General features: G+C 75.0%; 21 protein-coding genes. 12 read left to right on the top strand and 9 right to left on the bottom strand.

Annotation, left to right across the window (positions count from 1 at the left end):
* The first annotated feature begins 1 nt into the window (after nucleotide 1).
* Complete coding sequence (locus tag SGLAU_RS02345; RefSeq protein ID WP_043497889.1) at nucleotides 2-496, top strand: NUDIX hydrolase; 495 nt, start codon at nucleotides 2-4, stop codon at nucleotides 494-496.
* Between the two features lie 229 nt (nucleotides 497-725).
* Entirely contained in the window at nucleotides 726-1,463 is a 738-nt protein-coding gene (locus SGLAU_RS02350; RefSeq protein ID WP_043497893.1) for a D-Ala-D-Ala carboxypeptidase family metallohydrolase, read from the top strand.
* A gap of 104 nt (nucleotides 1,464-1,567) precedes the next feature.
* Here the strand turns inward: SGLAU_RS02350 and SGLAU_RS33335 are convergent, their stop codons facing one another.
* From SGLAU_RS33335 to SGLAU_RS02360, 3 genes are all read right to left on the bottom strand, one after another.
* The gene (locus SGLAU_RS33335) at nucleotides 1,568-1,741 is read right to left on the bottom strand and encodes a CsbD family protein (protein ID WP_078957561.1); all 174 of its coding nucleotides are present in this window, start codon (nucleotides 1,739-1,741) and stop codon (nucleotides 1,568-1,570) included.
* A gap of 100 nt (nucleotides 1,742-1,841) precedes the next feature.
* Nucleotides 1,842-3,380: an FAD-dependent oxidoreductase gene (locus tag SGLAU_RS02355; RefSeq protein ID WP_043497895.1), complete on the bottom strand. Its 1,539-nt coding sequence runs from the start codon at nucleotides 3,378-3,380 to the stop codon at nucleotides 1,842-1,844.
* Nucleotides 3,381-4,049: 669 nt separating this feature from the next.
* Nucleotides 4,050-4,685, bottom strand: a complete 636-nt coding sequence (locus SGLAU_RS02360; RefSeq protein WP_043497897.1) for a class I SAM-dependent methyltransferase — start codon at nucleotides 4,683-4,685, stop codon at nucleotides 4,050-4,052.
* A gap of 224 nt (nucleotides 4,686-4,909) precedes the next feature.
* Between SGLAU_RS02360 and SGLAU_RS02365 the strand changes: the two genes are divergently transcribed.
* The 4 genes from SGLAU_RS02365 to SGLAU_RS02380 all read left to right on the top strand — a co-directional run bounded on the left by SGLAU_RS02365 (nucleotide 4,910) and on the right by SGLAU_RS02380 (nucleotide 12,521).
* Entirely contained in the window at nucleotides 4,910-5,782 is an 873-nt protein-coding gene (locus SGLAU_RS02365; protein ID WP_244315164.1) for a fructosamine kinase family protein, read from the top strand.
* 86 nt (nucleotides 5,783-5,868) lie between these two features.
* Nucleotides 5,869-6,615, top strand: a complete 747-nt coding sequence (locus tag SGLAU_RS02370; RefSeq protein WP_043497898.1) for a lipoprotein — start codon at nucleotides 5,869-5,871, stop codon at nucleotides 6,613-6,615.
* 162 nt (nucleotides 6,616-6,777) lie between these two features.
* Nucleotides 6,778-9,327 (top strand): SpoIIE family protein phosphatase, encoded by a 2,550-nt coding sequence (locus SGLAU_RS02375; protein ID WP_043497900.1) that lies wholly within the window; start codon nucleotides 6,778-6,780, stop codon nucleotides 9,325-9,327.
* A gap of 428 nt (nucleotides 9,328-9,755) precedes the next feature.
* On the top strand, nucleotides 9,756-12,521 hold the full coding sequence (locus tag SGLAU_RS02380) for a SpoIIE family protein phosphatase/ATP-binding protein (protein ID WP_078957563.1): 2,766 nt from the start codon (nucleotides 9,756-9,758) through the stop codon (nucleotides 12,519-12,521).
* A 163-nt stretch (nucleotides 12,522-12,684) separates the two neighbouring features.
* On the opposite strand, the gene SGLAU_RS02385 is transcribed toward SGLAU_RS02380, so the two are convergent.
* The 3 genes from SGLAU_RS02385 to SGLAU_RS02395 form a co-directional block, all read right to left on the bottom strand.
* Nucleotides 12,685-12,921: a hypothetical protein gene (locus SGLAU_RS02385; protein ID WP_043497902.1), complete on the bottom strand. Its 237-nt coding sequence runs from the start codon at nucleotides 12,919-12,921 to the stop codon at nucleotides 12,685-12,687.
* A 333-nt stretch (nucleotides 12,922-13,254) separates the two neighbouring features.
* Nucleotides 13,255-14,781, bottom strand: coding sequence for a helix-turn-helix domain-containing protein (locus SGLAU_RS02390; RefSeq protein ID WP_043497904.1), 1,527 nt, complete (start codon nucleotides 14,779-14,781; stop codon nucleotides 13,255-13,257).
* A 103-nt stretch (nucleotides 14,782-14,884) separates the two neighbouring features.
* Nucleotides 14,885-15,367 (bottom strand): MarR family winged helix-turn-helix transcriptional regulator, encoded by a 483-nt coding sequence (locus SGLAU_RS02395; protein ID WP_043497906.1) that lies wholly within the window; start codon nucleotides 15,365-15,367, stop codon nucleotides 14,885-14,887.
* 155 nt (nucleotides 15,368-15,522) lie between these two features.
* On the opposite strand from SGLAU_RS02395, the gene SGLAU_RS02400 reads away from it, so the two are divergent.
* The 4 genes from SGLAU_RS02400 (at nucleotide 15,523) to SGLAU_RS02415 (ending at nucleotide 20,008) form a co-directional block, all read left to right on the top strand.
* Nucleotides 15,523-16,143 (top strand): L-threonylcarbamoyladenylate synthase, encoded by a 621-nt coding sequence (locus tag SGLAU_RS02400; protein ID WP_043497909.1) that lies wholly within the window; start codon nucleotides 15,523-15,525, stop codon nucleotides 16,141-16,143.
* Between the two features lie 106 nt (nucleotides 16,144-16,249).
* Nucleotides 16,250-17,008 (top strand): dienelactone hydrolase family protein, encoded by a 759-nt coding sequence (locus SGLAU_RS02405; protein WP_043497912.1) that lies wholly within the window; start codon nucleotides 16,250-16,252, stop codon nucleotides 17,006-17,008.
* A gap of 201 nt (nucleotides 17,009-17,209) precedes the next feature.
* Complete coding sequence (locus SGLAU_RS02410; RefSeq protein ID WP_043497915.1) at nucleotides 17,210-18,412, top strand: glycoside hydrolase family 64 protein; 1,203 nt, start codon at nucleotides 17,210-17,212, stop codon at nucleotides 18,410-18,412.
* A 90-nt stretch (nucleotides 18,413-18,502) separates the two neighbouring features.
* Nucleotides 18,503-20,008 carry a metallophosphoesterase family protein gene (locus tag SGLAU_RS02415; RefSeq protein WP_043497917.1) on the top strand — a complete coding sequence of 502 codons (1,506 nt, stop codon included), beginning with the start codon at nucleotides 18,503-18,505 and terminating at the stop codon, nucleotides 20,006-20,008.
* A 100-nt stretch (nucleotides 20,009-20,108) separates the two neighbouring features.
* Here the strand turns inward: SGLAU_RS02415 and SGLAU_RS02420 are convergent, their stop codons facing one another.
* The 3 genes from SGLAU_RS02420 to SGLAU_RS02430 all read right to left on the bottom strand — a co-directional run bounded on the left by SGLAU_RS02420 (nucleotide 20,109) and on the right by SGLAU_RS02430 (nucleotide 21,775).
* Complete coding sequence (locus SGLAU_RS02420; RefSeq protein ID WP_043497919.1) at nucleotides 20,109-20,576, bottom strand: peroxiredoxin; 468 nt, start codon at nucleotides 20,574-20,576, stop codon at nucleotides 20,109-20,111.
* A complete protein-coding gene (locus SGLAU_RS02425; protein WP_043497921.1) occupies nucleotides 20,573-20,953 on the bottom strand; it encodes a DoxX family protein in 381 nt (126 codons plus the stop codon). The genes SGLAU_RS02420 and SGLAU_RS02425 overlap by 4 nt, the downstream gene beginning before the upstream one ends.
* A 75-nt stretch (nucleotides 20,954-21,028) precedes the next feature.
* Nucleotides 21,029-21,775 carry an AraC family transcriptional regulator gene (locus tag SGLAU_RS02430; RefSeq protein WP_043497923.1) on the bottom strand — a complete coding sequence of 249 codons (747 nt, stop codon included), beginning with the start codon at nucleotides 21,773-21,775 and terminating at the stop codon, nucleotides 21,029-21,031.
* A gap of 123 nt (nucleotides 21,776-21,898) precedes the next feature.
* Between SGLAU_RS02430 and SGLAU_RS02435 the strand changes: the two genes are divergently transcribed.
* Nucleotides 21,899-23,002, top strand: a complete 1,104-nt coding sequence (locus tag SGLAU_RS02435) for an MFS transporter (RefSeq protein WP_052413580.1) — start codon at nucleotides 21,899-21,901, stop codon at nucleotides 23,000-23,002.
* A gap of 123 nt (nucleotides 23,003-23,125) precedes the next feature.
* The gene (locus tag SGLAU_RS02440; protein ID WP_043497925.1) at nucleotides 23,126-24,106 is read left to right on the top strand and encodes an ATP-dependent DNA ligase; all 981 of its coding nucleotides are present in this window, start codon (nucleotides 23,126-23,128) and stop codon (nucleotides 24,104-24,106) included.
* The last annotated feature ends 133 nt before the right edge of the window (nucleotides 24,107-24,239 follow it).

Here is a 24,239-nt window from a genome sequence, read left to right on the forward strand (position 1 = left end):
CATGTCCACCGGGCGGATGCCGCGGGAGGAGTGGGTCAAGACGCAGCCCCGGGCGCTCATCGCCTCCTGCGTGCTGCTCGCCGACGGCCGGGGGCGGCTGCTGGTGCTGCGCTACTCCCCCGCCGAGCCGAACGCCGGGCACTGGTGGCTGCCGGGCGGGATGCTCGACCCCGGTGAGGACCCGTGGACGGCGGCGCGGCGGGAGGCCCTGGAGGAGACGGGCGTCGACATCGGGCACGAGGCCCGGCTGATCGGCATCGACCACCGCTGCGACGTCCTGGGCACCGGTCCGGTGCTGGACTGCTACTTCGACGGCGGAGTCCTGGACGGGACCGAGCGGATCCGGCTGAGCCCGGAGCACGACCGGTACGCGTTCCTGGCGCCGGACGAGCTGACGGAGCCGACGCTGGCCGTACACCGGCCTCTACTGACCGCCCTGTACCGCGCCGCGCGGTCCGGGAGCGTCGTGTGCCTGCGGGAGGGGCGGCCCTGGTGAGGCTCTTGCGCCGTCTCGCCTCCGTGCCCCATGGTTGACGCGCGTAACACCGATGTCCCGTGACACCGCATCTCCGTGACACGGCTGGTCCGTGGCGCGGCTGGTCGATCGCACGGCTGGTCCGTCCGACGGCCGGTCCGTCCGACGGCCGGTCCGTCACGCGGCTGATCCCGTCACACACGGCTCTTCGCGTTCGGCAGTGGCTCTCGTCTCCCGGCCTGGAGGTCGCATGCTCAGACGTACGGCACGACTCGTCACCGCACTTGTCATGATCCTGTCCGGCGCTTTGGCCGGCACCGTCGCGACGGCGGGCACCGCGCACGCCGACGGCTGCTACACCTGGACCCGCACCCTCTCGCAGGGCGCCTCGGGCGCCGACGTCACCCAGCTGCAGATCCGGCTCGGCGGCTACCCGGGATACGGCTCGGTCCTGGCCGTCGACGGCAGCTTCGGGCCGGCCACCACGGCCGCACTCAAACGCTTCCAGTCGGCGTACGGCCTGACCGCCGACGGCGTCGCAGGCACCAACACCTACAACAAGCTGTACGCCCTCCAGGACGACGACTGCACGCCCGTCCACTTCTCCTACAGCGAGCTGAACGACTGCAACACGACCTGGTCGGGCGGCGCGGTGAGCGCCGCCACGGCCAAGGCCAACGCGCTGCGCACCATGTGGAAGCTGGAGGCGCTGCGGCACGCCCTCGGCGACCAGCCGATCACGGTGACCAGTGGCTTCCGGTCGTACGCCTGCAACGACGCCGTCGGCGGCGCGAGCAACAGCCGGCACCTCTACGGTGACGCGGCCGACCTCGGTGCCGGGCCGCACTCCCTGTGCACGCTCGCCAAACAGGCCCGCTACCACGGCTTCCGCGGCATCCTCGGCCCGGGCTACCCCGGCCACAACGACCACACCCACGTCGACCACCGCGACAGCCAGTACTGGTCCGCACCCACCTGCGGCATCTGACGGCGCCGCCCGGCGGCACACGCGGCAGGGCCGGGCTCCGCGGCGGTGCGGAACCCGGCCCTTCACTGCTCAGCATGACATCAGGGCGTCATGACGTCAGGGCGTCAGTCGCGGAACGCGTCCTTGGCCTTCTCCTTCGCCTGGCGCAGGTCACCCTTCGCCTTCTCCATCCGGCCCTCGCCGGTCTTGCTCTCGTTGCCCACCGCGCGGGCGGACGTCTCCTTGGTCTTCCCCCTGACCTGTTCCAGCTTCGCCTTGGCCTTCTCGTTGCGCGCCACGCTCGCTCACTCCCACCGGCGTCGTTCAGGTTCGGTCACGCACCGGGTGACCCGCTCGGGGCGCGCCAAACCCGCGCCCGGGCGGGCCGGCGCGCCGCCTTCAGAGCTCGCGGGGCTGCAACGGGCGGACCGCGGGACCCTGCAGGACGCTGCCGTCGGGCGCGAAGCGGGAGCCGTGACAGGGACATTCCCAGGCGCGCTCGGCCCGGTTGAAGGAGACCAGACAGCCCATGTGGGTGCAGCGGGCCGCGACGGCGTGCAGCTCACCGTTCTCGTCACGGTGCACCGCCACGTGCCGGCCGCCGCTCTGCACGACGGTTCCGTCGCCCGGGGCGAGGTCGTCGACCGGCGGGCGGGGGCCGGACGCCAGCGGCGGCACCCGGTCGCCCACGAAGTGCCGGGCCACCTTCGCCTGGTTCTTCAGGAACTGCCCGCCCTCGCGGACCACGGAGGCGATACGGCGCGGGTCGTACAGGCCGCTCCACGGGCACTCACGGCCGGTGATCAGGTCGCAGAGCAGCCTTCCGGCCATGATCCCGCCCGTCATGCCCCAGCCGCCGAAGCCGGACGCGACGTAGACGTGGCGGGTCCGGGGATGCAGGAGGCCGACGAGCGGCACGGAGTCCGAGGACTCGTTGTCCTGGGTGGCCCACCGGTGGGTGATCTGCAGTTCGCCGAAGTGGCGCCGGGCCCAGCCGGTGAGAGCGTCGAACCGTTCCTCCACGTCGCGGCTGGTGCCGGGGGTGAAGTGCTCGCCGGTGATGAGGAGCAGGCGCTGCCCGTCCCGGTACGGCGCGGTGCGCACCGAGCGGGTCCGGTGCTCCGGTGTGATGTACATGCCGTCCGGCGCCTGCGCCTCGGGCACGGGGGCGGCGATCACCAGCTCCCGGCGGGGGGTGAGCCGGGTGAACAGCAGGGCCCGGTCGAAGATCGGGTAGTGGGTTGCGACGACGACGTCCCGGGCGGAGATGCGCACCCCCTGGTCCGTGGTCAGTACGCAGGGCTCCCCCTCGGTCAGGCCCACCACCCGGGTGCCCTCGTACAGCCGCCCGCCGCCGCGGCGCAAACTGTCGGCCAGCGCCATCAGGTACTTGCGGGGATGGAACTGGGCCTGCTCGGTGACCCGTACGGCACCCGCGACGGGGAACGGCAGGTCCGTCTCGGTCGTGAACTCGGCGGGCAGCCCCGCCTCCCGCGCGGCCTCCGCCTCGGCCCGCAGCTCGGGGACGCGGTGACGGCCCTGCACGTAGGTGTACGCCGCGGTGTCCTCCCAGTCGCAGTCGATCCCCAGCTCGTGCGCGGTCTCGGCGGCGTGGCGGATGGCCTCCAGCTGGGAGCGGGCGTACAGCCGGGCCCCCTCCGCGCCGCGGCTGCGCCGCAGCCGGTCGTAGATCAAGGTGTGCTGGGCGCTGACCTTCGCGGTGGTGTGCCCGGTGACTCCGGCCGCGATCCGGTCCGCCTCGAACACCGCGACCTCACGCCCGCGGCGGACCAGCTCCCACGCGGTGCTCAGCCCCGCGATGCCCCCGCCGATCACGGCCACGTCGACGGTGAGATCGCTCTGCGGCGCGGGGGCCGGTTCGCCGGGGGGCAGTGTCTGAAGCCAGTACGACCCGGAGGTGCCTGCCTGTTCGCTCATGCACCGCCGAGTGCCCCGCGGCCCGGGCGATCATTCGAGGCCGGTCGTGCGTGATCTGTTCGGATGAGCGCCGGTCAGTCGGTGAGCACCTGCTCGACTTGGCTTGGTGAGCACTGATCTGCTGGGAGAACGCTGATCTGGTCGGTGTGCGTCGTTCTGCCGGGCGATCGGTGATCCGCTCGGTGAGCGCTGATCGACTGCACTTTGTGAGCGCTGATCTGGTCGGTGAGCGCCGGTCTGCTGGGTGAGCACTGATCTGGTCGGTGTGCGTCCATCTGCTGCGTGAACACTGATCCGCTCGGCGAGCGTCGACCTGCTGAGCGAGCAGTGCTCAGTCCGACGAGCCCTGATCTGCTCGGAGAGCGCCGACCCGCTTGGTGAGCGTCGAATCTCTTCGTGCACGCCGCTCTCCACCGTGAGCACTGCTCCGCTCGGTGAGCGTCGACCTGCTGGGTGTGCACTGCTCCGCTCGGCGAGCGCGGCTCCGCTCCATGAGCGTCGACCCGTTCGGCGACCACTCATCTGTGCCGTGACCACCGATCTCCTTCGTGACCCGGCGATCTCCTTCGTGACCCGGCGATCTCCTTCGTGACCCCCGATCTCCCCCGCGAGCACCGATCTCCCCCGCGAGCACCCAACCCCCGGTGAGCAGTGCTGCCCTGTGCGCGATCAGGTTCGGCGCAGCCGCCAGACGTTGTCCTCCCGGTGGCCCTCGACGCCCTCCGGCGAGGTGCTGGGCTTGCGGTCGGCCCGCGCGGTGACCACGGTCCAGGTCTCGTCGGGCAGAGCGAGTTCGGCGAGCAGGCCGTCCAGGGTGGGGAACTCGCCGTGGAAGGGCGGCTCGGCCATCCAGGTCGGCCAGGTGCCGTGCAGCGTGATCAGGAGGGTGCCCCCGGGCGCCACGGCCGCGGCGGCGCGGCGCAGGATGCCGTACAGGTCGAGGTCGACCGGGGACTGGAGGTAGTGGGCGCAGACCAGGTCGAAGGTGCCGTCCGGGAAGGTGTGTCCCAGCTCGTGGCGCTCCCACGCGATGCGCTCGCCGACTCCGGCGTCCGCGGCATGGCGGGCGGCGCGCTCCAGGGCGGTGTCCGCGATGTCGACCGCGGTGACCCGCCAGCCACGGGCGGCCAGCCAGACCGCGTCGGCGCCTTCACCGCATCCGAGGTCCAGCGCGGTGCCCGGGGTCAGCTCGCCCGCCTCGCGTACCAGCGACGGGTTGGGGCGGCCGCTCCATACGCGGTCGTCCTTGCGGTAGAAGCCCTCCCAGAAGTCGGCGGGCTGCTCCGGTGCGGGGGTGTGCGTCATGGTGTGTGCCTCCTGGATCGGGTACGGCCCTGCGCCTCCGAGCCTGGATCCGCACCGGGCACCGCCGCAAACATCTTTGCCGGTTCGGCAAATCACGCCCGGTGCCAGGGGTGCGGGACCTCACGCGTCCCGGTACGGCACCGGCCGTGCGTACGGCACGGCCCGTCCCGTACGGCAGGATCGCGACGCCGGTCCCGCGCCGTACCGGCCGTACGCTGGTGGCCGTGCGCGAAGTGGACGGAGACGACGGTCCGGCGGCGGTGGCGGCGCGGTTCACCGGACGCGTGGTGACCGGGCTGCGCCGGGTCTCGGGGGCGGTCACCGAGGTGACGCTGCGCGGCGGCCCGGTGGTGATGGTGAAGCGGCAGGACGCGCCGGGCGGGGTGCGGGCCGAGGCGGCGGGGCTGCGGTGGCTGGCGGAGGCCGGCGCCGTGCGCGTGCCCGCCGTACACGGACACGACGGGTCGTGGCTGGTGATCGACCGGGTGCCGGCGGGCCGGCCGGATGCCGAGGCGGCGGTGCGGTTCGGGCGTGAGCTGGCCGCCCTGCACGCCGCGGGGGCGCCCGCCTTCGGGGCGCCGCCGCCGGACGGTCCCGAGGACGCCTCCATCGGGCTCGCCCCGATGCGCAACGTCGCGGGTGCGGACTGGCCGCGCTGGTACGCGGAGCACCGGGTGCTGCCGTACCTGCGGCGCGCCGTCGACGACGGGGTGCTGCGCGCGGAGGAGGCGGGCGTGGTCGAGCGGGTCTGCGCCCGGCTCCCGGACCTGGCCGGACCCGCGGAGCCGCCGGCCCGGCTGCACGGCGATCTGTGGAACGGCAATGTGCTGTGGGGGGCCGACGGGCGGGCCTGGCTGATCGACCCGGCCGCGCACGGCGGGCATCGCGAGACCGATCTGGCGATGCTCCGGCTCTTCGGCTGCCCGCACCTGGACCGGGTCCTCGGCGGCTACCAGGAGGCCGCTCCGCTCGCCGACGGCTGGCGGGACCGGGTCGCCCTGCACCAGCTGTTCCCGCTGCTCGTCCACGTCGTGCTGTTCGGGCGGTCGTACGCCGCTCAGGTCGTCGCGGCCGCCCGTACCGCCCTGGCCCGCTGACCCGGCCGCCGGCCGCGCGTATGCCCTGGCCCGCCGACCCGGCCCCCTCGGTTACAGTGGCGCGCCGCATCGAGAGGAGACGGACTGTGCAGGTCGGGGTGGGGACGGCGGGACGGCTGGTGGCTTCGGCCGCGCTGGGGGCCATGGTGCTGACGGGATGTTCGGACACCGCCGCGCCGGACGCCGAGGTCTCGTCGACCGTGTCGGCCGGTGCCTCGCGGGACGCGGCGGACGCGGACGCGGTGGGCGCCGGGCGCGGCGGGAGCATCGGCACCGCGGGCTCCGCCTGCGAGCTGCCCGTCGCCTTCGACGTCGCCGCGCGCTGGGAGGCGGAGGCGATCGACACGGCCGGGGCCGAGGCCGCCGTGACCGGACCGGAGGGTGACGGTGCGAAGGGCGAGGACGGCGGCGTCGACAAGGAACTGGCCGCCGAGATCGCCGCCTCGCTGCTGCGTCAGGGCCCGGTCGTGGCCGTCTGCGAGGTGGACGCGAAACCCGCCGGGCACATCGGTTTCCTGCGCGTCTTCACCGGCGAACCGGGCGACGAGGACGCGCGGACCGTGCTGGAGGCCTTCGTGACCGCGGAGGTGAGCGACGAGGTGAGCATCGGCGAGCGGGAGTACCGCACCTTCCGGTCGGGCGGCCTGACCGGGGTCGAGGTGTCGTACCTGCGCACCAGCGAGATCCTTGAGGAGACGAAGCAGCAGCACGCGCTCGCCGTGACCACGGCGGAGGGGCCGGTGGTCCTGCACCTCGGCGGGCTGGACGACGAGGAGCACAAGGCGATGCTCCCGGCGTTCGAGCTCGCCAAGCGGACCCTCCGCACCTCCTGACCGCCGCGCTCCGCTGTCAAGCGGGCGCAGGCCCGCGCGCGAGCGGAGAACGTGCGGACGGCAGCCGTGCGGGCGCATGCTTGCTGTGTCGCGGGCGGGCGCACGCCCGCCGGTGCCGGCCGTGACGCCCGCGTGACGGCCGGCGTGGACGGGACGGGACCGATGACTGGGAGCGGCGAGGACCGGAGCGGGCCGCGGGTGCGGCCGAGCGCGCGGCTGACCGCGCTGCTCACGGACGCCGCGATCGAGGCCGTCGGCGCCTCCGGGGCGCGCGCCGCCGGGCTGTACGTGCGGTCCTCGGCGCCCGGGGTCCTGCGGATGGCCGCGCTGGCCGGGCTGCCCGGGGCGCTGTTCCGGCCCTGGTGGCGGGTGCACGTGGACCGGCGCTTCCCCGTCGCCGACGCGTACCGGCTGGGCGTCCAGGTGGTGCTGCCGAACGCCACCGAGACGATGCGCCGCTACCCGCAGTTCGCCGCCGCCCTGCCGTTCCCCATCGGGTCGATCTGTGTGCCGGTCACCGGGGCGGCACGGACGTTCGGGGTGCTCACCGTGCTGCGGCCGGCCACGCCGGAGGCCGCGGAGGTCCTCCCCGCGCGCGACCGGCTGGCCGAGCTGGCCCGGGAACTGAGCGTCGCGGTGCGCCCGCTGGAGGCCGACGACGCGGCCCTGGCCTGGGACGAGGACCCGGTGTGCGTCGCGCCGCCGCCCACCCGTCCGGCGGCGGTACGGGTGGGCCGGTTCCGCTGGGACCCGGCCGCGGACCTGGCGACCGGGGACGACACCCTGCGGGTGCTGCTCGGGCTGGGCCCCGATGAGCTGCCCGGCGGTGCCCGGGCCCTCGTGCGGACCCTGGCGAAGGACGACGCGCACCGGCTCCTAAAGCTGCTGCGGCGGGCCGCGGACGGCGGGTCCGGTCCCGACGGGCCGCTGTACGTGCGCACCGCCGACGGGGCCGCGCTGCGGGTGGAACTGTGGACGCCGTCCCGCGTCGAGGGCATTGTCCTGGACGCGGGCTCGGTGGCCGACGCGGCCGCCGACCAGCTGCCGCAGGGCATGTTCTCCCTGGACCGCCTGGGCCGGATCGTGCACGCCAACCCGAGCGCCGCCCGGCTGCTGGGCGAGCCGCGGGCCCGGTTCCTCGGGCGGCCCCTGTGGGAGGGCGTGCCCTGGCTCGGCCAGCCCGCGTTCGAGGACCGTCTGCGGGCGGCGCTGCTCGCGCCCGACCCGGTGCGCTTCCACGTGCGCCGGCCACCCCCCGGGGAGCCGGCGGACACCGCGGGCCCGCAGCGGTGGCCCGCGGAGCCGTTCCGGCCGGGTGAGGGCGACTGGCTGACCGTCTCGGTCCATCCCGGCGCCGATGTCGTGACCTGTACCGTGGCCCGGACCACGGGCGGCGCGGAGGCCGCCGCGCCCCCGGCGCCCCCGGTGACCGGGGCCGCGGAGGCCGAGGCGGCACATGCCGGGGCCGCGGAGGCGTCGCCCGCGTACCGGCCGATCGTGCTGGCCCTGGCGCTGAGCGAGGCGGTCACCGCCCGGCAGGTGTCGGCGGTGGTCATGCAGGAGCTGCTGCCCGCCTTCGGCGGCCGGCGCCTCGCCCTCTACCTCCTCCAGGAACGGCATCTGTACCTGGCCTGGGAGAGCGGCTTCCCGCCCGGGTTCCTCGCGCCGTTCCAGGGGGTGGGGCTGGACGCCCGGCTGCCCGGGGTGGAGACGCTGACCACCGGTCAGCCGCTCTTCTTCGACTCGATGGACCAGCTGGAGAACGCCTATCCCGGCATCCCGCTGGACGCGGCGGAGGGCGCCCGCGCGTTCCTGCCGCTGATCGCGTCGGGGCGGCCGGTGGGCTCCTGCATCCTGGGCTTCGACCGGGCGCACAGCTTCAGCACCGAGGAGCGCGCGGTTTTGACCGCGCTCGCGGGGGTGATCGCGCACGCGATGGAGAAGGCCCAGCGCTACGAGAGCGAGGCCACGCTCGCCCGCGGCCTGCAGCGCGCGCTGCTGCCCCGCCGTCTGCCGGTGCATCCCCGGGTGGAGGCGGCGGGCCGGTATCTGCCGGGCACCCAGGGGATGGACGTGGGCGGCGACTGGTACGACGTGGTGGAGGCCGGCGACGGTGTGGCCCTGGTGATCGGAGACGTGCAGGGGCACGGGGTGCAGGCGGCGGCCACGATGGGGCAGCTGCGCAGCGCCGTACGGGCGTTCGCGCTAGACGACCGGCCGCCCGACGAGGTGCTCGGCGGCACCAACCGGCTCCTCATCGACCTGGACCCGGGACAGTTCGCGACCTGCTGTTACGTGCGGCTCGATCCGGCCACCGGTGTCGCCCGGTTCGTCCGGGCGGGCCATCCGCCGCCGCTGCTGCGTCACCCGGACGGCCGCACCGAGGTCCTGGACCTGCCCGGCGGGGTGGTGCTCGGGGTGGACCCGCACGCCGACTACCCGGTGTCGGAGCTGCCGATGGCGCCGGGCGCGCTGCTGGCGCTGTACACGGACGGGCTCGTGGAACGGCCCGGCGGTGACATCGACGACGGCATCACCGCGCTGCGGCTGGCCCTGGCCAGGGCGGGTGCGCCACCGCCCCGGCCGGGCGGGCGCTGGCTGGCGGGGGTGGCCGACCGGCTCACCTCGGCCGCCCGCCACGCCGTCGACCGCCCCGACGACATCGCGCTGCTGCTCGCCTGCCGGCGCGCCCGGCCCGGCGGCACGGGATGACCGCGCCCACCGCGCCGCCCCTGGCGCTGGCCCAAGCCACGGCACCGGCACCGGCACCACACCGGACCGTGGGACCGCCGCCGACACTGGCACGGACCACGGGACCACCCCCGGCACCGGCCCAAGCCGCCGCACCGGCACCACACCGGACCGCGGGACCGCCGTCGGCACCGGCACCGGCACCGGCACGGACCACGGGACAAACCCGGACCACGGGACCGCCACCGGAACCGAACCGTGGCCCAGGACCGCCACCGGCTCCCGCCCGTGCCGCAGGACCGGCCGCGGTACCGGACCGGACCGCGGGACCGTCCGCCGCACCGGGCCCGGGCACGGCACCGTCTCCGGCGCACCGGAGGAATCCGACCGTACGACGGCCCCGGGTGACGTCTCTCGCCTCCCGGGGCCGGGGAGTGTAGACAGGGCACATGGTCCGACATTTGGGTCGATCCCGGGCTCGGTCCACCGGACCGCCCGACACCGCGCGCACCGGGCGTGCGGCACGGGCGCTGCCGGACGGCGGCGGTCCGGGCCCGCGGCGCCGTGCCGGGCGGCCGGGTTCCGCGGGCGGACCGCGGCCGGGCCTGAGCGGGCGCAGTGTCGCCGGGCAGGTCTTCGTGCTCCAGGTGGTCGTCGTGCTGGTGCTGGTCGCCGCCGCGGTGGTGGCGCTGGTGCTCCAGGCCCGCTACGACAGCACGCAGGAGGCCCGCAACCGGTCGCTCGCCGTCGCCGAGACCTTCGCGGAGGCGCCGGGCACCCGGGAGGCGCTCGCCGCCCCGGATCCCACGGCGGTGCTCCAGCCGCGCGCGGAGGCGGCACGCGAGGCGACGGGCGTCGACTTCATCGTCGTGACGGACCCGGACGGCATCCGCTACACCCACCCGCTGCCCGACCGCATCGGGAAGAAGTTCGTCGGGAACATCGAGCCCGCGCTGGCCGGCGAGCCGGTGACCGAGGAGATCGACGGGACGATCGGGCGGCTGGTGCAGGCCGTGGTGCCGGTGCAGGAACCCGACGGCACGGTCGTCGGCCTGGTGTCGGCGGGCATCACCACCGAGCACGTGGGCGGCGCCGCGGACCGGCAGCTGCCCCTCGTACTGGTCGCCGCGGCGGTGGGCCTGGCGGTGGCCACGGCGGGCACCGCGCTGGTGAGCCGGCGGCTGCTGCGGCAGACGCACGGGCTGGGGCCGCGCGAGATGACCCGGATGTACGAGCACCACGACGCGGTGCTGCACGCCGTCCGCGAGGGCGTGCTCATCATCGACGGCGAGGGGGCGCTGCTGCTCGCCAACGACGAGGCACGGCGGCTGCTGGACCTGCCCGAGGACGCCGAGGGACGGCACGTGCGGGAGCTGGGCCTCGACCCGGCCACCGCGGAGCTGCTGGCCTCCGGCCGGGTCGCCACGGACGAGGTCCGGCTGGTCAAGGACCGGCTGCTGGCCATCAACCAGCGGCCCACGGACGTGGCGGGCGGCCCCGCGGGCAGTGTGGCGACCCTGCGCGACTCCACCGAACTGCGCGCCCTGTCCGGCCGGGCCGAGGTGGCACGGGAACGCCTCGACATGCTGTACGCGGCCGGGGTCGGCATCGGCACCAGCCTCGACGTGACCCGGACGGCGGAGGAGCTGACGGAGCTGGTGGTCCCCCGGTTCGCGGACTTCGTCACCGTGGACCTGTTCGACGCGGTGCTCGCCGGGGAGCAGCCGGAGGCCGGGCCGGAGCTGCGCCGTACCGCCTTCGGCGGAATCCGCCGGGATCCGCCGCTGTACCCGGTGGGCCGGCGGATCCGGTTCGTGCCGTCCTCCCCGCAGGCACGCAGCCTCCGCACCGGCCGGGCGATCCTGGAGCCCCGGCTGAACGCGGCCCCCGGCTGGCAGGCGCAGGACCTGGAACGCTCCGCGCAGGTGCTGGAGTACGGCATCCACTCGCTGATCACCGCTCCGCTGCGGGCCGGGTCGCTGGTCCTGGGGCTGGCCAACTTCTGGCGTTCCCGCAAGCCCGAGCCGTTCGACGCGGAGGACCTGGCGCTGGCCGAGGAGCTGGTGGCGCGGGCGGCGGTCTCCATCGACAACGCCCGCCGCTACACCCGCGAGCACACCATGGCGGTCACCCTGCAGCGCAGTCTGCTGCCGCGCAGCCTGCCCGAGCAGAACGCGCTGGACGTCGCCTACCGCTACCTGCCGGCGCGGGCCGGGGTGGGCGGGGACTGGTTCGACGTACTGCCGTTGTCCGGGGCCCGGGTGGCCCTGGTGGTGGGTGACGTGGTCGGGCACGGGCTGCACGCGGCCGCCACCATGGGCCGGCTGCGGACGGCCGTGCACAACTTCTCGGCGCTGGACCTGGCGCCCGACGAACTGCTGACGCTGCTCGACGAGATGGTGGCCCGGATCGACCAGCACGAGGCCGAGGAGGGCGGCAGCGCCCCGGTCACGGGCGCGACCTGCCTGTACGCCATCTACGACCCGGTGTCCCGGCACTGCGCGATCGCCCGCGCCGGGCATCCGCCGCCCGCCCTGGTGCGCCCGGACGGTGTGGTGGAGTTCCCCGAGGTCCCCGCAGGTCCGCCGCTGGGTCTCGGCGGGCTGCCGTTCGAGTCGGCCGACCTGGAGGTGGCGGAGGGCAGCCGGCTCGTGCTGTACACCGACGGGCTGGTGGAGGACCGCGGCCGGGACATCGACGTGGGACTCGATCTGCTGCGTGAGGCCCTGGGGGGCGCCGGGCCGTCGCCGGAGGACACCTGCCGGGCGGTCGTGGACGCGCGGCTGCCCGCCCGGCCGAGCGACGACATCGCGCTGATCGTGGCCCGCTGCCGGGCGCTGGGCCCGGACCGGGTCGCCGCCTGGGACGTGCCGTGCGATCCGGCGGCGGTGGCGGAGGTGCGTTCCTCGGTCACCCGGCGGCTGGCCGACTGGGGCCTCGAGGACCTGGCGTTCACCACGGAACTGATCCTCAGCGAACTGGTCACCAACGCGATCCGGTACGGCGGCGCCCCGATCCGGGTGCGGGTGGTGCGCGACCGCAGTCTGATCTGCGAGGTGTTCGACGGCAGCAGCACGGCCCCCCACCTGCGGTACGCCGCGATGACGGACGAGGGCGGGCGTGGTCTGTTCCTCGTCGCCCAGCTGGCGGAACGCTGGGGCACCCGCTACCTGCCCTCCGGCAAGGTGATCTGGGCGGAGCAGCCCCTGCCGTGAGCCCGGCCCGGGAGGCAGGGCTCACGACGGGCGCCCGGCCCCGGGAGGCAGGGCTCACGGGAGGCAGGGGCTCACGGCAGGCAGGGGCCGGGGCCCCGGGCCGCACGGCAACGGCCCGGTCCCCGGGCTGTCCCCGGGGCCGGGCCGTTTCGGGTGAGTGCCCTCAGCCGCCGCTGAGCCGGGCCCGCAGCAGTTCCTTGCCCAGCTCGGCACCCTTGCGGCTGTCCGCCTGGGCCTTGCGGAACAGCTCCGCGACCTCGGTGTCCTTCTCGCGCTCGGCGTCCTGGATGTACTGCTCGAGACGCAGCGCGTTGCTGAGGCACGCCTCCACGTACCAGATGAGGTTGTAGTCCTTGTCCGCCGTGCCGGTCACACCGCCGGTCTCCGTGCTGCTGGTCACTCGGGCCTCCTCCTTCTGTGCGGTCGATGTCTCGTAGCTCTCGGAGCTGCGGGCCGGGTACCCGTCCTGGGGAGGACCACACCAGGAGCGGCGTCCGGGCCGGCCGCCACCGCGGGCGGCGCGTTGTGCCCGCCGGCGTGCCGCTCGTCCGCGGGCGGCCGGGCCCGGGAGGACCGGCGGCCGTGCGGTGCCGCGCCGCGGCTGAGGGGTGCCGCGGGGGAAGGCGCGACCGGTCCCCCGCTCCGGTCGCGCCTTCCCCCGGCGACAGCGAACCTACGTCCCGGGTGCGCGGCCGGGAAACCGCGTCGATGCCTGCTCCGGCGCGCGGAGGACTCACCCGTGCACAGCCGAGTCCGGATTGTTCCGGTCTGCCGGGCGCAGGGCGGGCTCGGGGAGGTCGCCGAGCGCCAGATGCGCGAGCACGACCTCGTACAGGTCGCTGCCCGCGGCGAGGAGCTGGCGCTCCAGGACGGGCTCGGCGGCGCGGACGTGCTCGCGGACGGTCTGCGCGTGCACGCCCAGCCGCTGGGCGGCGCGTTCGGCGTTGCCGCCGGCGGCGATCCAGGCGCGCAGGGTGCCGCGCAGGTCGCGTCCGTCGGCGTCGAGGCGGGCGAGCAGGGCGTGCGCCCAGGTCCGCACCGCCGGCCCGGACAGCAGGCCGCCCAGCCCGGTCCGGCCCCGGGTGGCGGGGTCGTGGACGGTGCCGCCGAGTCCGGCCTGGGTGTTGAGGGCCAGGTGGACGGCGGCGCGTGCGGCCAGGTCGGAGAAGTCGGCGCCCAGCAGCCCCTCCACGCGGTCCATGCGGGCGCGGACGGTGTTGCGGCTGACGCCGAGCACCTTCGCCGTGTTCACGGCGGTGAACTGCAGGCCCATCCGGGTGGTGGTGAGGAGTTCGGCGCGGACGTGGTGGGCGAGGCCGTCCAGGGGGCGCAGCACGTCGCGGGTCCACTCGCGCAGGGCGTCCGGGTCCATCAGGCGTTCCGGGCGGGTGCGTTCGGCGTACAGCGCGGCCCGGTCGGACCGGAAGCGGGCGACGGCCAGGGCGCTGACCGCCTGTCCGTAGGCGGCCGCGGTCCGGGCGAGGCTCTGCCGGGTGCTGCCGCCGAGGAAGGTGCCGGGCCTGCCGTCGATCAGCGACCGCAGCTCGTCCGCGTCCGTCCCGCCGGGTACGACGACGATGACGTGGCCGTCCATGGCGGGGCAGCGGACCACGAGGGCCCGCTCCCCGGTGGCGTCGAGGCAGGCCCGGACGAGCCGGTCGCGCTGTTCGGGGTGGCACTCGGCGACGTACACGCGGGCCGTGTCGGTGTCGAGGAGTCCCGGCCACAGTCCGGCGGCGACCCGGCGGGCGGAGACGGTGTCCTCGACCATGAGCAGTTGCAGGATCGCCAGCCGCAGGTCGGACGCGGCCCGTTCGAGGCGGTGTCCGGCGGCGGTGGTCTGGTGGGCGCGCAGCAGGAGTTCCAGGACGCCGGCGGTGTGGGTGACGATGTCGGCCGCGCGCCGGTCGAAGGGCGCGGCGCGCGCGACGGTGAGCACGGCCGCCCGCGCGCGCTGGGGCAACGCGACGGGGAGCAGGCGGAGATGGCGGCCGTGGTCCTCCAGTGCGGCGGCGGCGATCCGGCCCGCGGCGAGGTCCGCGGTGAGCGCCGGGTCGGCGGGGACCGGGCGGCCGGCCAGCGGGGTGCCGTCGGCGTCGGTGAGGCAGACGTCGGCGGCGACGGTCTCGGCGAGCCAGGCGACGACCCGGCGCGGGTCCCGCGCGTTGGGCCGCAGTTGGTCCAGGAGTTCTTCCGCCCAGGTCGGCGTGACGGTGTGGTGCGCGGTGCCCATGACGGCCCCGGGTGCCCGGCCGGCCATGTCGGCTTCTCCTCGTTCCTCGTCCTGCTCCGGTTCGTGAGGGGGGACGTTACCTCACGTCCCGGCGGCGCCAGGGGTCCGGGCGGAGAGGGAACGGCGGACGTCAGCGGGGCCCGGCGGGCGCGGAGTGGAGGTGGCGGGCCAGCGACGCCAGGGCGCCGGTGGCGGCGTCGAGGGCGTCCCTCTCACGGTCGGTGAGGGCGGCCAGGGCCTCGCCGAGGTGGGCCTCCTCCAGCTCCCGGACCTCGGCGAGCCGGCGCCGGGAGGTCTCGGTGAGGTGCAGGTGGGCGACGCGCTTGTCGTCGGGGTCCGGCCGGCGCTCCAGCAGGTGCCGCTCGGTCATCTGCGAGACCAGCGCGCTGACGTTGTTCGGCTTCATCAGCAGGGCCTCGGCGGCCTCCCGGACGGTGCAGCCCTCCTGCTGCGCGACGAGACGCAGCAGCAGCAGCTGGCCCTCCGGCGGCTTGGGGTGGGGGAACTCCCTGCCGATCCGCCGGTCCAGGGCCCGGTGCAGGGCGGGCAGACAGGCCGCGAGCTCGGAGGCCACGCGAGCGGTGCGCCGCGCGGGTGTGCCGGTGTCGGACATGACCCCAGATTAGGTATGCGGCCATACCTGCGTCAAAGCGGCCCGGCCGCCGGGACGCGGCCCCCGCGGCGGGCGGCGACGGGCCGGCCGGGCGGGGCCGGGCGACCGGGCGGGGCCGGGCGGCCGGGGACGCGGCGACGGCATAAGCTCGACGGATGGCGAAGTACTACGACGTGCACCCCGACAACCCGCAGGCGCGCACCATCGCGCAGATCGCCGACGCCGTGCGGTCCGGTGCGCTCATCGCGTACCCGACGGACTCCTGCTACGCGCTGGGCTGCCGGATCGGCAGCAGGGACGGGGTCGACCGGATCCGCTCCATCCGCCGGCTGGACGACCGGCACCATTTCACCCTGGTGTGCGAGGACTTCGCACAGCTCGGTCAGTTCGTCCGGGTCGACAAGGACGTGTTCCGGGCCGTCAAGGCCTCCACGCCCGGCAGTTACACCTTCATCCTCCCCGCGACGAAGGAGGTGCCGCGCGCCCTGATGCACCCGAAGAAGAAGACGGTCGGGGTGCGCATCCCCGACCACGTGGTCACCCAGGCGCTCCTCGCCGAACTGGGCGAACCCCTGCTGTCGAGCACCCTGCTGCTGCCGGACGAGGACGAGCCGATGACGCAGGGCTGGGAGATCAAGGACCGGCTCGACCACGTGGTGGACGCGGTGCTGGACTCCGGTGACTGCGGCACCGAGCCGACGACGGTCATCGACTTCTCCGGTGGCGACGTGGAGATCGTCCGGCGGGGCGCGGGGGACACCACCCGCTTCGAGTGACCCCTGGTGACGGCCCGGAGAGCCGCGTCTCCCGTGCCGCCATGGCCCGGGCCCGGCTCTCCGGGCCCCGTTCGACCGCCCAGCGCAGAGAGGTGACCCCGCCGCCATGACCGCCGTACAGGGAACCGCCGTGGAGATCCGCACCGGGGACGGCGTCGCCGACGCCTACCTCGTCCATCCGCGGGACGGTGGTCCGCACCCGGCGGTGCTGCTCTTCATGGACGCCTTCGGCCCGCGGCCCGGGCTGCGGTCGATGGCCGACCGGCTGGCCGCCGCGGGGTACACGGTGCTGCTGCCCAACGTCCTCCACCGCAACGGCCGCGCCCCCGTGGTCGAGCTTCCGGAGTTCATCGACGACGAGTCGCGGCCGGGGCTGTTCCGGCGCCTCGCCCCGCTGGTGCTCGCGCTCACCCCTGACGTGGCGATGCGGGACGCGGAGGCGTATCTGGAGTACCTCGCCGGCTGCCCGGCGGCGGCGGACGGCCCAGTGGCCTCGGTCGGGTACTGCATGGGTGCCCAGCTCGCGCTGTACACGGCGGGCACCCATCCGGACCGGATCGCCGCGGTGGCCGGGTTCCACGGGGCGCGGCTCGCCACGGACCTGCCGGACAGTCCGCACCTGCTGGCCCCCCGCATCACCGCGGAGGTGTATTTCGGGCAGGCCGAGGACGACTCCGCCGAAGAGCTGGAGCGGCTGGAGGAGGCGCTGTCCGAGGCGGGGGTACGGCACCGCTGCGAGGTCTACGCGGGCACGCGGCACGGGTACACCCAGGCCGACACCTCGGCGTACGACGCGGAGGGCGACCGGCGGCACTGGGCGGCGGTGCTGGATCTGCTGAGCCGTACGTTCCGCGGGTCCCGCTGACGCCCGCTCACCCGCCGATGTCTTTCGGCCGCGTCGCGGTCATTGACATGAGCGCGACGTGGCGCGAATCTGAGAGCGCTCTCAAGAGCTGGTCCGGACCAGGCGCGAAACGGTCCGTCCACCCCATCCGTCCACCACCGAACGCTCACCCCACCCGTCCACTCCGTTCCCCCCACAGCGCTCCCCGCACGGAGGTGAGGCATGCTCACATCCCTCAGACACGCCCGGACGGCGGCCCTGGCCGCCGCAGCCGCCCTGCTCGGCGGCCTGCTCACCCTGGGCACACCCCCGGCCGCCGACGCCGCGGTCCCCGCCACGATCCCGCTGACGATCACCAACAACTCGGGCCGCGGCGACCAGGTCCACGTCTACGTCCTCGGCACCTCGCTGACCACCGGTCAGCAGGGCTGGGCCGACGCGGGCGGCACCTTCCACCCCTGGCCCGCCGGCGGCATCCCGCCCGTCCCGGCCCCGGACGCCTCGATCCCCGGCCCCGCCGCCGGCCGGTCCACGACGATCCGCATCCCCAAGCTCTCCGGCCGGATCTACTTCTCCTACGGCCGCAAGCTGGACTTCCGGCTCGCCACCGGCGGACTGGTGCAGCCCGCGGTGCAGAACCCGAGCGACCCCAACCACGACATTCTCTTCAACTGGTCCGAGTACACGCTGAACGACTCCGGGCTGTGGCTCAACAGCACCCAGGTCGACATGTTCTCCGCGCCGTACGCGGTCGGGGTGCGGCGCGGTGACGGGTCCACGGCCAGCACCGGACGGCTCAAGCCCGGCGGCTACAACGGGGTGTTCACGGCCCTGCGGGCCCAGCCGGGCGGCTGGGGCGGCCTGGTGCAGACGCGGTCCGACGGCACCGTGCTGCGGGCGCTGTCCCCGGCGCACGGCGTCGGGACCGGGAAGATCCCGGCGTCCGTGATGGACGACTACATCAACCGCGTGTGGCAGAAGTACGCGACCACGACGCTGACGGTCACCCCATTCGCCGACCGGCCGCACATCAAGTACCAGGGCCGGGTGTCGGGCGGCGTGCTGCGCTTCACCAACAGCGCGGGGGCGGTCGTGACCAGCTTCCAGAAGCCGGACGCCGACAGCGTCTTCGGCTGCCACAAGCTGCTCGACGCGCCCAACGACGAGGTGCGCGGCCCCCTCTCCCGCACCCTGTGCGCCGGGTTCAACCGGTCGACGCTGCTGGCCAACCCAAATCAGCCGGACGGTTCGTCCGCAGGGTTCTACCAGGACGCGGTGACCAACCACTACGCGCGGATCATCCACGAGCGCATGGCCGACGGCAAGGCGTACGCGTTCGCCTTCGACGACGTCGGCCACCACGAGTCCCTCGTCCACGACGGCGCGCCGCAGCAGGCGTATCTGACACTGGATCCGTTCAGCTGAGCAACTCCTCGTGAGGCGGCGCGAGATGGGACCACCGGTTCGTCCGAGGTTCTGTCCCGCGCCGTTCTCGATCATCATTACGATGCACTGGTGTCTGACTCCTCACGTGATACCGCCGCGGGCGCCGGCTGGGGCGAGCCCGAACTTGGCGACTACCGCCGGCTGGTCCCGGCCCGGGGCAGGAAACTGTCGTGGCTCGACCCCGGGACGCTGTGGGCCGCCCGCAACGGCATGCTGGCGTCCTGGTTCGGGGACCCCACGGGCCGTACCCGCAGCCGCTGGGTGGCCCAGCAGGCGGCGGCCGGGGCGCCCGCGGACAAGGTGATCCGGCGCTCCGACCCGGACAGCTTCGCGTTCCTGGTGGCCGGGGACACGGGTGAGGGCGGCGATCCGCAGTACGCAGTGGTACCGGGCCTGCTGCGGGTCGGCCAGGACACCCAGTTCATGATCATCGCCAGCGATGTCATCTACCCCGTGGGCGCCACGGACGACTACGGCGACAAGTTCTTCCGGCCGTACCAGGACTATCCGGCCCCCGTCTACGCCGTGCCCGGCAACCACGACTGGTACGAGGACCTGCACGGGTTCATGCGCGTCTTCTGCGACGACGCGCCGCCGCTGCCGCCCGAGCCCCGGCCGCGTCCGCTGTCACGGGCCTGGCTGCGCGCCCTGCTGTGGCACCGGCCCGGCCCGGCGGACGAGGCGGGCTTCGCGCAGGCCCGCAAACTGCGCTCCGCGCCCGCCCAGCTGTCCGTCCAGCCGGGCCCGTACTGGGCGATCGACGCCGGGCCGATCCGGATCGTGGGTATCGACACCGGGCTGCTCGGCACGCTCGACGCCGAACAGGGCGCCTGGCTGCGCGAGGTCTCCCGCGACCCGCGTCCGAAGATCCTGATCACCGGCCGGCCGCTGATCGTCGACGGCGCGCACCGGCCGTGCCCCATCGAGGGCGGCGGCACGGTCGACGAGATCGTCCGCGACCCCGCGCACCGCTACGTCGCGGCGATCGGCGGCGACATCCACAACTACCAGCGGTATCCGGTGCGGGTGGAGGGCGACCGCACCATCCAGTACGTCGTCGCGGGCGGCGGCGGGGCCTTCACGCACGCCACCCACACGATCCCCCCGGTAAGGGTCGACGGCCTGACGGAGGAGGACTTCCGCTGCTATCCGCTGCGCGGCGACTCGCTGGCCTTCTACAGCGGGATCTACGCCCGGCGCACCCGGCTGCGGCGGTTGTTCACGCTCACCGAGGCGCAGGCCGCGGCCGTCGTCGCGGAACGCCTGCACGGCCGGCCCGCCCGCACCGGTGAGGCGCCGGCCCCCGTCACCCGCCGCACCCGCCTGGTCGCCGCCCTGCTCGGCACCGGCCGCCGGCCGGGCCGCACCCCCCGCTTCCGCCTCCCCGTCCGCAAGATGTACACCGGCCTGCTCTCCCCCTGCTGCGCGACCCACACCCCGCCCTTCTTCAAGTCGTTCCTGCGGATCGACGTGTCGCCCGACGCCGTGCGCCTGCGCTGCCACGCCGCGACGGGCCACCGCGCCCAGGAACTCGACCCGCCGGTGGAGGACGAGGTGGTGATCCCGCTGTCCTGACCCGGCGCGCGGCCCCGCCGCCGGCCGCCGGCACGAGGGCGACGCGCCGACGGCCGGCACCAGGGGGACGCGAGGCGCGGGGCGCGACGCGAGGCGCGGGTCAGCCCTGGTGGGCGCGGAGCGCGGCGAGGGCGCGGTCGGCGTGGGTGTTCATGCGCAGTTCGCTGCGCACGATCTCCAGGACCGTGCGGTCCTTCGCTATGACGAAGGTGACCCGCTTGGTGGGCGCCAGGCTGAATCCGCGCTTCACGCCGAAGCGTTCGCGGACCGCGCCGTCGGCGTCGGAGAGCAGGGGCATGCCGAGCCGGTGCCGGCCGGTGAACTCCTGCTGCCGTTCGACGCTGTCGCCGCTGATGCCGACCGGGCGGGCGCCGACGGCGGCGAACTCGGCGGCCAGGTCCCGGAAGTGGCAGGCCTCGGCGGTGCAGCCGGGGGTGAGGGCGGCGGGGTAGAAGAACAGCACCACGGGCCCCTCGGCGAGGAGTCCGGTCAGGCTGCGGGTGACCCCGTTCTCGTCGGGCAGGGAGAAGTCGTCGACCGTGTCGCCGACGTTCACGCGGGCGCTCATGACCGTCCCTCCGCGTTCTTCGCGACGCTGCGGGCCCACAGCACCAGCGGGAGCTGCAGGGGCAGCCGTCCGTAGGCGGCGGCCCTGAGCCGACCGGGGCGGTCCCGCCAGTCGCGGGCCATCTTCACGTTGGCGGGGAAGACGCCGACGAAGAAGGCGGCCGTGGCCAGCGCGGCGGCCTTGCGGGTCCCGGGCAGCGCCAGGCCTGCCGCGAGGGCGAGTTCGGCGACTCCGCTGGCGCGGGTCCACGTCCTCGGCTCGCCCGGCAGGCTGCGCGGGACGATCGCGTCGAAGGTGCGTGGGGCGGCGAAGTGGGCGACGCCCGCGGTGGCCAGCAGGCCGGCGAGCAGCAGGGGCGAACGTGCGGACCGTGACACGGTTCCTCCTCGGTGGCGGACTGCCGCCGGATCGTATCGGACGGTGACGGGGCGGTCACCGCCGCCCCGGGGTCGTCAGCCGCCGCGCTGGTGAGCGCCCGGAGTGCAGCCGAACGCGCCGCGGAAGACCTCGATGAAGGCGCTGGCGGAGGACCAGCCGCAGCGGTGCGCGACGGTGGTGACCGGCGTTCCGTCGGCGAGCAGCCGCAGGGCGTGGTAGAGCCGGGACTGGGTGCGCCACTGGGGGAAGGTCATGCCGAACTCGCTGCGGAACAGCCGGCTCAGGGTGCGTTCGCCGGTGCCGGTGGCGGCGCCGAGCTGGGCGAGGGTACGGGGCTCGGCGGGGTCGGCGTGCACGAGGGCGCAGACGGCGGCCAGGCGCGGGTCGGCGGGGGCGGGCAGGACCAGCGGCTGCTGCGGGGAGGCGCGCAGCTCGTCGCGCAGGACGGCGAGCAGCCGGCGGCGCTGCGGTCCGGTGTCCTCGGGGTCGCGGGTGTAGGCGCGGATCAGTTCGCGCAGCAGCGGGCCGACGGTGAGGACCGTGGGAGTGTCCAGGCCGAGGGGGTTGTCGTGGGCGGGCAGTCCGACCAGGTGCAGTTCCAGGTGGCCGTGCGCCCGGTGGGCGTGCACGGTGCCGGCGGGGACCCAGATGGCGCGGGTGCCGGGGGCGAACCAGGTGCCGGCGTCGGTGGTGACGGCGAGCACGCCGGCGCCCGCGTAGACGATCTGGTGCTCGTCGTGCCGGTGGGCGTCGATGCGGTCGCCCGCGGCCAGGTGCTGGGCGCGGGTGGGCGCTTTCGCCGTGTGGCGGATGTCCGGCATGATCCGGCAGTTTATCGGAAGCGGGACAGCGGGCCGGGGCGTGACGATCGGTCCGTGACCGAAGAGAAGACCACGTCGCCGTCTCCTAACCGTTCCCGTCCCCGTGCCCGCCCGATCACGCTGATGTCCCTGGGGCATGCCTGCGTCGACGTGTACCAGGGCGCGGTCGCCGCGCTGGTGCCGTACTTCGTCGCCGAGCGCGCCTACACCTACGCCGCCGCCTCGGGCGTCGTGCTGGCCGCCTCCCTGCTCTCCTCGGTGGTGCAGCCGCTGTTCGGCGTGCTCACCGACCGGCGGGAGCTGCCGTGGCTGCTGCCGCTCGCCGCGCTGGCCGGCGGCGCCGGAGTGGCGCTGAGCGGGCTCGGCGGCTCCTACGCCCTCACCCTCGCGGCGGTCGCGCTGTCGGGGGTGGGGATCGCCGCGTACCACCCGGAGGCGGCGCGTGTGGCGCGGCTCGCGGCGGGCGGCAGTCATACGGCCATGGGCTGGTTCTCCCTCGGCGGCAACGTCGGTTTCGCGCTCGCCCCGCTGCTGGTGTGGGCGGTCGTCGCCGGGGGTGGTCTGGGCGCCTCTCCCCTGCTGGCGGTGCCCGCGCTGGCGGGGGCGGTGCTGTGCGCGGCGGCGGTCCGCGCCGTGGGCCCCCGCAGCGGGCGGGCCGCGGCGGGGCGGACGGACGGCGGGCGCGACGACTGGCCGTCGTTCCTGCGGCTGTCGGGCGCGGTGGTGTGCCGCTCGATCGTGTTCCTGGGGCTGAGCACCTTCGTGGCGCTGTACGTCCGCGAGCGCACCGGCGGCGGGGCGGCCGCGGGCACGGCGGCGCTGTTCGTGCTGTACGCCGGGGGCGCGGTGGGCACCGTGGCGGGGGCGCGGCTGGCCGAGCGGTACGGGCGGCTGGCCGTGGTGCGGCGCTCGTACGCGCTGACCGTGCTCGCCGTGGCGGGGGTGGTGCTGGTGCCCGGCCCCGCGGTGTACGGGTTCGTCGCACTGGCCTCGGCCGGGCTGTACGTGCCGTTCGCGCTGCACATCACCCTGGGCCAGGACTATCTGCCGGGCCGCGTGGGCACCGCGAGCGGGGTCACGCTGGGGCTGACCGTGAGCGTCGGGGGCCTGGCGGCGCCGGTGCTGGGCGCGCTCGCCGACGCCACCTCGCTGCGGACCGCCCTGGTCCCGCTCGTCGTCCTGCCCGCGGTGGGGGTGGTGCTGCTGCGGGGACTGGCCGAGCCCTGACCGCCGGGGACCTGGGCGGGCGCCGCCCACGGTGCGCGGCGCGGGCCGGGCGCGCGGCGCCGTTCAGGCGAAACCGCCGGGCGACACGCGTGACCGCGCCCCCCGCCGTCGACACCTCAAGCCGTGACCCTGCCGCTGATCGCCCCCATGCTCGCCACCCCCGGCACCCTGCCGCCCGCCGCCCAGGACGCGCGCTGGGCGTACGAGACCAAGCAGGACGGCCAGCGGGCGGTGGTGTACCTCGCCGGGGACGGCGGCGTGGTGCTGCGGGCCCGGTCCGGGGAGGAGATCACCGGCGCCTACCCCGAGCTGCGGCCCCTCGGCGCCGCCCTCGGCGGCACGCCCGCGATCCTCGACGGCGAGGTGCTGGCGCTGGACGAACGGGGCCGTGCCGACTTCCAGCTCCTCCAGTCCCGGATGGGCCTCGCCCACGCCCCCGCCAGGGCGGCCCGCCGGGCGGCCCGGGTCCCGGTCCACCTCGTGCTGTTCGACGTGCTGCACCTCGCGGGCGCCTCCCTGCTCCGCCGGCCCTACACCGAGCGGCGCGCGCGCCTGCTGGAGCTGGGCCTGGAGGGACCCTTCTGGTCGACGCCGGGAGCGCTGGTGGGGCACGGCGAGGAGGCGCTGCGGGCGACCCGTGAGCACGGTCTCGAAGGACTGGTCTGCAAGCGGCTGGACTCGGTGTACGAGCCGGGGGTGCGGTCCCGCGCCTGGATCAAGATCCGCAACATGCGCGGGGAGGACGTCGTCGTGGGCGGCTGGCTGCCCGGCAAGGGCCGGCTGACCGGGCTGCCGGGCGCCGTACTGGTGGGCCAGCGGGCCGGGGACACGCTGCGCTACGTCGGCAGCGTGGGCACCGGCTGGAGCGAGGCCGAGCGCACCGAGCTGGCCGCGCTGCTCGGCGAACTGGCGACCGATGTCTGCCCGTTCCGCCCGGCGCCGGCGGCACCGGGCGCGCACTGGGTGCTGCCCCGGCTGGTGGGCGAGGTGCGGTACAGCACCCGCACCCGGGCCGGACTGCTCCGCCAGCCGTCGTGGCTGCGGCTGCGGCCGGACCTCACGCCCGAGGAGTCGTCGGCCGACCTGCCGGACGACATGGTCTGACGGTTCGCCACGCACCGTTTCTTGCGCCGCGGTTCACTGCCGGGACATCTGGGGTCCCTTGGCACGGGCGGGATTTACCGGGATCCTGAACTCCCTTTCCCCCCACAGCCGTTGGGCTGCGCCCGGATTCCCC

It is taken from the genome of Streptomyces glaucescens (genome assembly GCF_000761215.1).
Taxonomy (GTDB): Bacteria; Actinomycetota; Actinomycetes; order Streptomycetales; family Streptomycetaceae; genus Streptomyces; species Streptomyces glaucescens_B.